The following is an 8954-nucleotide window of genomic DNA, read 5'->3' on the forward strand; positions in this document are numbered from 1 at the left end:
CCCTTTTTAAGGGGGATTTAGGGGGATCGAGATATGTGCAACGACCCATTAAATTAATATAAGAGGCTATATCTTAGCAATTAAGGCTGATGTTCATTCAACCAATTGGTTAAATCTGAGGCTTCGGAAAAGTCCAAAAGCGCCTCTCCTAAATCCTCTAATTCTTCTACGGATAAAGTCTGAATTTGCTCGCGGGTTTCAGATGCGATCGAACCGATACGTCGAGTCAACTGGCGACTGAGGAACGACAGCGCCTCATCTTTCCTTCCTTCAAGGAGGCCTAGTTGTCTTCCTTCAAGGAGGCCATCTTCGCGAATTTCTTGGTAAATCACAGAACCGCGCATAGTTTCCTTCCTAAATAGTTGTCTGATTAAGTCTTTTTCAAATCTCAAACCTGCGAGCACTTGGGTGCAAGCGAGTAAATCCGCTTGTTGGGTAGGTTCTTCTATTGTAGCAATCTGAGTAGCTATTTGCTCTAACAAAGTTCGCGGCGAGTTGGTTTGGGATAGTGTCGCGAGTGGGAGCAAGCCGGGCACGGACAGCAGTAAAGCAGGGTCTTGTTCCCACAGGCGAATAACTCAATAGCCGTGTCGGGTGTTCGCGTCTGTGTACTCGGATACAAAAACTTGTTCTGAGGCTGTTTGCTGCAAAAAGATTACTACTTGATTGATGGAACAGGAGTATTGCCGTTTGAGCCTGACGTAGTAGTCTAGCATTCTGAAGGCGATCGGCGGGTCGGAGTAGGGCCGCGTTTCAAATTCCAGATGCAGGATTTGGTTATCCGTTTGCAGGAAAACGAGAGAATCGGCTCGGATGGGTTCTTGAATTAGTTCGGTTTTGAGTACCTGAACATCGGTGGGTTCGTCAATTGGTAGCAGCCAGCGGACGAAGGCGGCGGGGAATTTTTCTGCTAGATATTTGCAGGTGTTGTCGTAGGCCAAGGAAGTTGGGTTGTGAGAGGGGTTATTTACAAGAGTTTAACTCTACGGGCATCTACCTGAGAGGAGATTTTAGGGCGATTTGTGGAAAGTCATTACTTTTTCTCACTTTTTCTCACTTTTTATCACTGACAAAGCTGAACTTGACTCCTTAAAATACTCAAATGCCAGCAGATGGCTCGCGTTTATGTTTACAAATTACCCTAATAGAGGAGTTGACAAAAGTGAGTTTACCATACAACCTTGTCGAGGCAATTCGGAATATTATGGCTGCTTTGGCTTTGGCTCAAGGAATCTTATCGCCATCACAGGTTTCTGATATTCCCAACTCGACAATAATAGCTCAATTTGAAGAGCAAATCGGAATAGCAGACCAGGAAGAAAGAGAGAAAGTAGAAAGGGAACTAAAAAAAGTAAAATCCAATCAATCGATCATGCTAGAGATATCCAAAGAAACTGGCTATGGTAGCGGTAATTATGGCGGATAAACTCATTTTAATTGATTTTTACCAGTAGAAACAACCATAAGGGGGATTGAGTTACAATCCCCCGCTACACTTACCAAAGGATAACTATCAATGTGGATTTTGATTTTAATTGTGTTGGCTGTAGTTATCTACTTCGTGATGTCACAGGCATCAAGCAGGAATCAAGCAAGTAAGACATCAAGTAGGACTAAAGCCAATCAAGTTGATTATTCAAGTCTTCAAGTTGATTATTCAAATCTTGAAGTATCACTTGAGAGCAGCATCTCTACTAGCTATAGCTACACACGCCTTCGTGACCTACTAGCAGAAGGCAAATGGAGAGAAGCTGATGAAGAAACAGGTAAGGTGATGCTGAGCGTAGGAAGTCTAGCAGTAGAGAGAACAATCCAAGCGGGAGAGTGGGGGTGTCGTCTAGTGCCGGATTATAACCGTCTCATTGGCGGAATGGCAGACTACTTCCCTTGTGCCGATCTTTCTACTATTGATCGACTTTGGCTTAAATATAGCAACGGTCGCTTTGGATTTAGTGTACAAAAACGAATTATATCAGAACAAGGAGAGGATGTACTATCCATGATTTCTGGTAAGAAACGTGGAAGAAAAAAATATTTTCTTGACGAGATAAATGAGGAAATTGAATTAAGAAAAGTCTGCTATAGTCGCATAGGATGGTACGATCCTAACAACGTGGGTCAATATACAAAAAAATATAACGATCTTACTTTTGCAATCCAGGCTCCCTATGGACATCTTCCCACAGGTAATTACTGGCGGGAAGGACGTGGTGGGTCATGGAAAAATGAACCGGTGAACGACAGTGCCCTACTAGACATCTTGAATAGGCTTTCAAGTTGCGGTATTGCTCTGTAGTCAAAATCCTTGTCACATACACTTGTTCACACACTTGTATAGACATGGGATTGAGTTACGATCGCCCTTTCACTCCTAAAAGCGATCGCACCTTCTCACCCCCACCTTTCTACAACCTTCTCACATCGCCTGTTTTAAAAGTTTGTTAAGTGCGCTCGCGATTAAAAAATAAGAAAAAGGGCGATCAATCGATCGCCCTTTCTTCCATATTAAAAAAGCAGATAGAAAGAGGTGATCGCATAAGCCAGCATTTTCAATACACCTCATCATGGCTGCCAATATCAAGCAAGAGAATTTCCTCATCTCCTGACTCTGGATTCTCAACAAAATTAAATACAATCCGACAGTCATACTCCACAGAACAAGCCCAAGATCCCGCTAACTGACCTTTGAGTTTGTGTGTTTGCAGTGATGGCTCGAAAGAGTTTTCTGCCAAAAGTCTTAAAATAGCTTCAACTTTGGGCTGTAGTTCCGGGTGTTTGCGGATGAGGGCTTTGTAGGCACGTTTAAATGATTGAGCAAAGGTGATAAGTTTCAACGGTTTAGCTCCGCGATCGCTTCATTAACTGTACCTCGAAACACCTTTCCAGATTGATAGTCTTGTTTTCCTTGTGCAATGTTAGCAGCAATTTCGGTGCGACGGCGATCGCTAAGTCTCCGGTGCATGATGACAAGTAAAGCAGTTTGTTCGTCTGTAGACAATGTTTCGATCTCGTCTAAAATACTATCAAATGTTGAGGTTTGCATGGTGAGTTAGGTTTTATGGCGATGATGGCTGTCTTATTTTACTCAAGTTTAATGGAATTTGCTGAAGGCGATGGAAGGTGCGATCGCCTGCTTTAAAAATTTTTGAAGTGCGATCGCCCTCCAAGTCAAATCCCTTCCACTCCATCATACTTTCAAGGATTCTCGCTGCTGCTCACTACAAGGCACTCCATAAGCAGTATACGGTCTAACATCAGGCGGTTGCAGTCCCAAAACAATTGATTTAGCCGGAATTCCCGCTGCAACTAACTCCTCAGCAATCAGGCGATCGGTATTATTTGCTTGAATCCACACCTGACCATCAATAATATCAATATGAATCACGCAATGGTGAATGCGCTGCTCGTTAAACCAACCTATATTGATTAACATATAGCGGTCATTTTCTACATCAAAAATTGTGGCGTTTTGCGTCCCACTATCACAAACGGGAATCTCAGCGTATTCAGTAAGGAGCTGTCTAACAAGTTGGCGATAATTATTTAAGCTATCCATTGTACTATTTCCTCGGTTTTTGGGTTAAAAACAACAAGATTTAGGCGGTTATTATCTAGCAATATCTGACCAAATCTTTGTCCTTCAAAAAGCTCCGTAAAAGCATTTAGTGGAATTGCAAGATACAGTTGTCTTTCTGATTCCGTCCGTTTTAAGATGTCATAGTAAAGAGTATATTGACCCAAAGCTTGCTCTAAATCTGCAATTCGAGACTCTCTGATAAAACTTTTAACTTCAACGGCTATCTTGCGATCGTTGTTCTCAGCAGCTAATAGCTGTTCTGCACCAAGATCGATCGATAGGTTTCTCTTCGCCCAAGCCAATGGATAGGGATCGTGGGTAATTGTCCAGCCCGCCTTAATCAGACCCTGTTTGACAACTTGATGATAAATGTCTCTTGCTGGCACGATTGCTCTCTTTTGCGATCGAGGTTGAGGCTATTATAATGTATTTCATCCATCTCGATCGCCCTCACCTCAGCAAACCTCGGACTTCTGGGGTTAAAATTAGTAGACTTGACAAAGCTTACGAAGCAATTGGAGTTCCTGAACTTTGGGTTTATGATAGTGGCAGGTTGAAAATCTATCTGCTCAGAAACGGAAAGTATTTAGAATCCCAAACCAGTCCTAATTTTCCTGAAATCCCGATCGCCCAAATCATCCCCAATGCGATCGCTCACGCTTGGGAAGTCGGGAGTCTGCAAGCATTAGAAGAAGTAGAAAGTGCGATCGTTAAGTCTCCGGTGCATGATGACAAGTAAAATAGCATTCAACAAGCAATTTGAAGCGTCCTAGGTTCAGGGATAGATTCACCTTCTGCTTCCCATGCTTCCAAATACATTTCAATCACTTCTTCGCCGTTATGAATTGCTTGCTCGCGAGTTTCACCGTGAGTGCAAGGCATGACCACACGATCAGAAAATTCTGGAATAGTAACTAGAAAAAGTCCATCTTCATCAGACCATTGAACAATCATACTGTATCGACTCATAAATCCTCGCCCTTCCTTAACTCATTCAGCTCACTTAATAACTGTGCTAACTGCTTTTCTAGGTAGAGTGCCACATCATCTCCATCTTTGCCGAGAATTGTCAGTGTTTTTCGGAGCATTGGATGTCGCCAACGCTCATGGCTACCTTTGCCGCGCTTGGGTAGATAAACAAAACCTTCACGCGCAATTTGAACTTTTAACTCTCTAATTTTCCTTGGCATCGATTTTGTCTACTGCTCTACTTTATTTTATCACTTTTTTTCCACTCCTCTAAAAGCGTGCTAAGTTCACGGATAGATTCACCTTCTGCAAGACACGCTTCCCCATACATGATTCCGCAAGTCCTCAACGAATCGGATATACTGAGATACGACCCTAACGATTCAGGAGTCACGCTATTATGCTAAAGACAGTTTGGGCGATCGTTCGCCAAGGCAAAATTGAATTGTTGGAACAAACAGAAATTCCTGAAGGTGCAAGGATTCTGGTAACATTCCTACCTGATGATGAGTCTGAATTCTGGCTTCAGACAAGCCGAGTATCGCTAGATGCAATTTGGGATAATACCGAGGATGATATTTATGCCCAGCTACTCCAAAAATGACAACGTTGAAGAAGAATTGACATTAAAAGTTCGATCGCGCCCAACAACAACAGTATCGATCGAAATCCCAACAGATACCTTAGAATCCCTAAACCAAGTAGCACTCCATCGAGATATGCCTCTGTCAGCTTTACTCAAATTTTACATTGGGCAAGGTTTGCGGCAAGATTTAACAAAATTGTTTAGCGATCGCCTCCTAGAAGCAACAGCCCAAGTTTTGGCAAGACATCTACATTCAGAAGAAGAAGTCTCAACCATTCTTCGAGAAATTCAATCTGAAACAGCGCGGTAGTGCGATCGATCGCACTCAACCTCCTGACAAGTGCGTTAGCGAAGCCCTCGAAGAGGATCGCCACACCCAATCCTAATTTACCAAATCGTCTGAATGATTTAACCACAGAGGGCGCAGAGGGCGCAGAGAAAGAGAAGAGAGAAATGATAAATTCCCAGACTTCAAAAAATACCAGACAATACCAAACACAATAGTCCCGAACCCACATCGAAGCTAGAAACCGGGTTTCTTCCTAGGTATCTAGTTGAGAATCAGTGATTTTTCGTAGAAACCCGGTTTCTTCCCGTAACTCCCACCAAATCAAAATCTGGCAATACACTAAAAATCTTTAAAATTTGTTAAGATTAACTCGACCTCAGCGCCGGCATCCCATCCGCCGCTAAACCTGCCCTTCCCCAGTCTCCACAACAATGCTGCGACTCGAACACATCAGTAAAATTTACCCCACAGGCGTCGTACTCAAAGATGTCACCTGGGAAGTCAAACCGGGCGATCGCATCGGCTTAGTCGGCGTTAACGGTGCCGGTAAATCCACCCAACTCAAAATCATCGCCGGCGAAATCGAACCCACCGCAGGCGAAGTCATTCGCCCCGCCAGCCTCCACATCGCCTACCTCTCCCAAGAATTTGAAGTAGATCCGACTCGCACCGTCAAAGAAGAATTTTGGCGCGCCTTCAGCGAAGCCAACGAAGTCCACGAATCCCTGATGCAAGTCCATCGAGACTTGGAAAACTCCTCCCCAGAAAATCTCGACGAACTGATCCACAAAATGGATCGGCTGCAACGGCAATTTGAAGGCTTAAACGGCTACGGTTTAGAAGCCCAAATCGAGAAAATTTTGCCCGAAATCGGATTTGAACCCGAAGATGGGGATCGATTAGTCAGCGCCTTCAGCGGTGGCTGGCAAATGCGGATGAGTTTAGGCAAAATTCTCCTGCAAAAACCCGACATTCTGCTACTAGACGAACCTACCAACCACCTCGACTTAGAAACCATCGAATGGCTGGAAGTATACCTCAAAGGGCTGACAACCCCAATGGTAATCGTATCCCATGACCGAGAATTTCTCGATCGGCTCTGCACCCAAATCGTCGAAACCGAACGCGGCGTTTCCAGCACCTACCTTGGCAACTACTCCTCCTATCTGCTGCAAAAAGCAGAAGCCAGAGAAGCCCAACTCAGCGCCTACGAAAGCCAGCAAAAAGAACTCGAAAAACAGCAAGCATTCGTTGAAAAATTCCGCGCCAGCGCCACTCGCAGCACCCAAGCCAAAAGTCGCGAGAAACAGTTAGACAAAATCGAACGCATCGAAGCGCCCACCGGCGGATTAAAAACTTTGCATTTCCGCTTTCCCCCCGCACCCCGCAGCGGCCGCGAAGTAGCAATAATTGAAGATTTGGTGCACACCTACGGCGAAAAAATCCTATTCTTGGGAGCCGACTTATTGATTGAAAGGGGCGATCGCATAGCCTTTCTCGGCCCCAACGGCGCGGGCAAATCAACGCTGCTACGCCTGATTATGGGTTTAGAAAAGCCGACCGAAGGTACTGTCAAATTGGGAGGCCACAACGTCATCCCCGGTTACTTTGAACAGAATCAGGCAGAAGCCTTAGATTTGAATAAAACCGTGATGGAAACCATTCACGACGAAGTACCCGACTGGAAAAATGAAGAAGTTCGGACTTTGTTGGGCCGTTTCTTATTTACCGGCGAAACAGTATTCAAACAAGTTGGCGCTTTAAGCGGTGGCGAAAAAGCCCGCTTAGCTTTGGCAAAAATGCTGTTGACTCCTGTGAATTTGCTGATTTTGGACGAACCGACAAATCACCTCGACATTCCGGCGAAAGAGATGATGGAAGAGGCGATTCAGAATTATGACGGTACGGTAATTATCGTTTCGCACGATCGCTATTTCATCTCCCAAGTCGCCAACAAAATAGTCGAAATCCGGGATGGAGAGTTTCGCCCTTATTTGGGAGATTACCACTACTATCTCGATAAAATAGCCGAAGAAAAAGAGCTAGCAAAAATCGCCAAACTTGAAGCTGAAAAAGCGGCTAAAAAAGCTGAAAAAGAAGCGAAGAAAAAAGCAACAGCTAAGCAAAAATAAAGCGGCAACGGTCGTAGATAAACCTTACATCTGCGTTTATCTGCGTTCATCTGCGGTGAGAAATAAAAAATCCCTATTTCTCACCGCAGATTCTATTAATAATCTGATTCGCCTGCGACTCATAACTCCCACCAAACAAATTAAAATGATTCAAAATGTGATATAGATTATATAAAGTTTTGCGCTGCTCGTAGCCTCCATCCAACGGCAAAACCTGATTGTATCCTCGATAAAACTGCGGCGCAAACCCGCCAAATAACTCCGTCATCGCGATATCAACTTCTCTATCTCCCAAATAAGTTGCTGGGTCAAAAATGACCGGTTCCCCCGCAGATGTCACCCCCGCATTTCCTCCCCACAAATCCCCGTGAACTAGCGAGGGTTGAGGTTCATAACCTGCTAACAACTTAGGAATTACCTCTAATAAACGTTCCCCTTGTGGAAAATGACCACCCCGACGCCTCGCCAATTTTAACTGATAACCAATCCGATGTTCTGCCCAAAATTCTGCCCAATTTGCCGTCCAATTATTAATTTGCACAGTTGAGCCGATCGTATTATTCCTATCCCAACCAAAACCTCCCCTTAGCAAGGTTGAATTCGCCTTTTCTCCCCCCCTTAGCAAGGGGGGGCTGGGGGGGGTGTATTTGTGCATTGCCGCCAGTTTGCGCCCCATTTCTTCCCAAGATCGATCGCCCCCGCGTCCTGCCAAATCCAACCACTCCAACACAATATAAGCTGAATTCCCCTCAGATCCCCAGCAAATCGGCTCAGGTACTCGAATCGTCTGGGTTTCCCGCATTTGCTGCAAACCCAGCGCTTCAGCTTCAAACATCGCGACTTGGGAAGCTTGATTGATTTTCACGAAGTAAGTGCGGGAACTGCTGCTGATAGAATAGCCTTGATTGATGCAGCCACCGCTGACGGAACGGCGATTGTCAATCGAAAATGTTTCTCCGGCTGTTTCAGAGATGTGCGCGGCAATTTTCTCCCACATAGCATGAAATCGTGTTGAGGGTTGAGGGCGATCGAAATTACTTTAACAGGTATAGCAAATTAAAAATTAATCAGCAAAAACAACAAAGCTTAATATAGCAAAAACAACAAAGCACCTATCTGTACAGAGAGGTGCTTTTGTTTAAAAGTGGTTCCAGGGATTGAGCTATTTTCGAGCGGCAGTGACGCGGTAAATATATTAGCAACCCGGAGTTTTAACAACGGAAAAAGGAATAGAATCCCAGTGATGCCACGGCGTCTTTGTAGAGCTCGAAAAAAAATAAGGGGAAAAAAATAAGGGTAAAAAACCCTGAAGACTGCAGAGAAATAAGTCATCATCATCACCATGTAGAAAGAGAGGTCAAGCCCTCGGTCTATTAGTACGCCTCAGCTTCATCCCTCTCA

At 44.5% G+C, this 8954-nt stretch carries 16 protein-coding genes; 6 read left to right on the top strand and 10 right to left on the bottom strand.

All coding sequences use genetic code 11. From position 1 onward, the window contains the following. Positions 1-80 precede the first annotated feature (80 nt). Positions 81-482 carry a DUF4351 domain-containing protein gene (locus QT992_RS33770; RefSeq protein WP_445251128.1) on the bottom strand — a complete coding sequence of 134 codons (402 nt, stop codon included), beginning with the start codon at positions 480-482 and terminating at the stop codon, positions 81-83. A gap of 96 nt (positions 483-578) precedes the next feature. Further along, entirely contained in the window at positions 579-941 is a 363-nt protein-coding gene (locus tag QT992_RS33775; protein ID WP_445251129.1) for a hypothetical protein, read from the bottom strand. Positions 942-1102: 161 nt separating this feature from the next. Between QT992_RS33775 and QT992_RS27270 the strand changes: the two genes are divergently transcribed. After that, on the top strand, positions 1103-1426 hold the full coding sequence (locus QT992_RS27270; protein WP_333317758.1) for a hypothetical protein: 324 nt from the start codon (positions 1103-1105) through the stop codon (positions 1424-1426). Between the two features lie 90 nt (positions 1427-1516). Beyond that, entirely contained in the window at positions 1517-2296 is a 780-nt protein-coding gene (locus tag QT992_RS27275) for a GUN4 domain-containing protein (RefSeq protein ID WP_333317760.1), read from the top strand. Positions 2297-2549: 253 nt separating this feature from the next. Here the strand turns inward: QT992_RS27275 and QT992_RS27280 are convergent, their stop codons facing one another. From QT992_RS27280 to QT992_RS27300, 5 genes are read right to left on the bottom strand one after another with little or no spacing between them, the layout of a single operon-like run. After that, positions 2550-2834, bottom strand: a complete 285-nt coding sequence (locus QT992_RS27280; RefSeq protein ID WP_194062326.1) for a type II toxin-antitoxin system RelE/ParE family toxin — start codon at positions 2832-2834, stop codon at positions 2550-2552. Further along, a complete protein-coding gene (locus QT992_RS27285) occupies positions 2831-3043 on the bottom strand; it encodes a hypothetical protein (RefSeq protein WP_333317762.1) in 213 nt (70 codons plus the stop codon). The genes QT992_RS27280 and QT992_RS27285 overlap by 4 nt, the downstream gene beginning before the upstream one ends. 13 nt (positions 3044-3056) lie before the next feature. Further along, the gene (locus QT992_RS27290) at positions 3057-3191 is read right to left on the bottom strand and encodes a hypothetical protein (RefSeq protein ID WP_333317764.1); all 135 of its coding nucleotides are present in this window, start codon (positions 3189-3191) and stop codon (positions 3057-3059) included. After that, positions 3188-3556 (bottom strand): XisI protein, encoded by a 369-nt coding sequence (locus QT992_RS27295; protein WP_333212831.1) that lies wholly within the window; start codon positions 3554-3556, stop codon positions 3188-3190. The genes QT992_RS27290 and QT992_RS27295 overlap by 4 nt, the downstream gene beginning before the upstream one ends. Next, on the bottom strand, positions 3544-3963 hold the full coding sequence (locus QT992_RS27300; RefSeq protein WP_333317765.1) for an element excision factor XisH family protein: 420 nt from the start codon (positions 3961-3963) through the stop codon (positions 3544-3546). Before QT992_RS27300 ends, QT992_RS27295 begins: the two co-directional genes overlap by 13 nt. Positions 3964-4001: 38 nt before the next feature. On the opposite strand from QT992_RS27300, the gene QT992_RS27305 reads away from it, so the two are divergent. Beyond that, complete coding sequence (locus QT992_RS27305; RefSeq protein WP_333317767.1) at positions 4002-4316, top strand: hypothetical protein; 315 nt, start codon at positions 4002-4004, stop codon at positions 4314-4316. An 8-nt stretch (positions 4317-4324) separates the two neighbouring features. Here the strand turns inward: QT992_RS27305 and QT992_RS27310 are convergent, their stop codons facing one another. Next, entirely contained in the window at positions 4325-4546 is a 222-nt protein-coding gene (locus QT992_RS27310) for a type II toxin-antitoxin system HicB family antitoxin (RefSeq protein WP_333317769.1), read from the bottom strand. Beyond that, the gene (locus QT992_RS27315; RefSeq protein WP_333317771.1) at positions 4543-4767 is read right to left on the bottom strand and encodes a type II toxin-antitoxin system HicA family toxin; all 225 of its coding nucleotides are present in this window, start codon (positions 4765-4767) and stop codon (positions 4543-4545) included. The genes QT992_RS27310 and QT992_RS27315 overlap by 4 nt, the downstream gene beginning before the upstream one ends. A 179-nt stretch (positions 4768-4946) precedes the next feature. Between QT992_RS27315 and QT992_RS27320 the strand changes: the two genes are divergently transcribed. The 3 genes from QT992_RS27320 (at position 4947) to QT992_RS27330 (ending at position 7553) form a co-directional block, all read left to right on the top strand. After that, entirely contained in the window at positions 4947-5150 is a 204-nt protein-coding gene (locus QT992_RS27320; protein ID WP_333317773.1) for a hypothetical protein, read from the top strand. Next, the gene (locus QT992_RS27325) at positions 5128-5442 is read left to right on the top strand and encodes a hypothetical protein (RefSeq protein WP_333317775.1); all 315 of its coding nucleotides are present in this window, start codon (positions 5128-5130) and stop codon (positions 5440-5442) included. Before QT992_RS27320 ends, QT992_RS27325 begins: the two co-directional genes overlap by 23 nt. Before the next feature lie 410 nt (positions 5443-5852). After that, positions 5853-7553, top strand: coding sequence for an ABC-F family ATP-binding cassette domain-containing protein (locus QT992_RS27330; RefSeq protein WP_333317776.1), 1701 nt, complete (start codon positions 5853-5855; stop codon positions 7551-7553). A gap of 73 nt (positions 7554-7626) precedes the next feature. Here QT992_RS27330 and QT992_RS27335 read toward each other — a convergent pair whose 3' ends face one another. After that, positions 7627-8550, bottom strand: a complete 924-nt coding sequence (locus tag QT992_RS27335) for a fructosamine kinase family protein (RefSeq protein WP_333317778.1) — start codon at positions 8548-8550, stop codon at positions 7627-7629. Between the last annotated feature and the right edge of the window lie 404 nt (positions 8551-8954).

The sequence above is a fragment of the Microcoleus sp. T3_D1 genome (genome assembly GCF_036700405.1).
Lineage (GTDB): Bacteria > Cyanobacteriota > Cyanobacteriia > Cyanobacteriales > Microcoleaceae > Microcoleus.

Coding starts and splice junctions, on each gene's coding strand:
- QT992_RS27275 (WP_333317760.1), top strand. CDS start 1,517: ATGTGGATTTTGATTTTAATTGTGTTGGCTGTAGTTATCTACTTCGTG.
- QT992_RS27335 (WP_333317778.1), bottom strand. CDS start 8,550: ATGTGGGAGAAAATTGCCGCGCACATCTCTGAAACAGCCGGAGAAACA.
- QT992_RS27320 (WP_333317773.1), top strand. CDS start 4,947: ATGCTAAAGACAGTTTGGGCGATCGTTCGCCAAGGCAAAATTGAATTG.
- QT992_RS27290 (WP_333317764.1), bottom strand. CDS start 3,191: ATGATGGAGTGGAAGGGATTTGACTTGGAGGGCGATCGCACTTCAAAA.
- QT992_RS27325 (WP_333317775.1), top strand. CDS start 5,128: ATGCCCAGCTACTCCAAAAATGACAACGTTGAAGAAGAATTGACATTA.
- QT992_RS27270 (WP_333317758.1), top strand. CDS start 1,103: ATGCCAGCAGATGGCTCGCGTTTATGTTTACAAATTACCCTAATAGAG.
- QT992_RS27315 (WP_333317771.1), bottom strand. CDS start 4,767: ATGCCAAGGAAAATTAGAGAGTTAAAAGTTCAAATTGCGCGTGAAGGT.
- QT992_RS27330 (WP_333317776.1), top strand. CDS start 5,853: ATGCTGCGACTCGAACACATCAGTAAAATTTACCCCACAGGCGTCGTA.
- QT992_RS27285 (WP_333317762.1), bottom strand. CDS start 3,043: ATGCAAACCTCAACATTTGATAGTATTTTAGACGAGATCGAAACATTG.
- QT992_RS27305 (WP_333317767.1), top strand. CDS start 4,002: ATGTATTTCATCCATCTCGATCGCCCTCACCTCAGCAAACCTCGGACT.
- QT992_RS27295 (WP_333212831.1), bottom strand. CDS start 3,556: ATGGATAGCTTAAATAATTATCGCCAACTTGTTAGACAGCTCCTTACT.
- QT992_RS27310 (WP_333317769.1), bottom strand. CDS start 4,546: ATGAGTCGATACAGTATGATTGTTCAATGGTCTGATGAAGATGGACTT.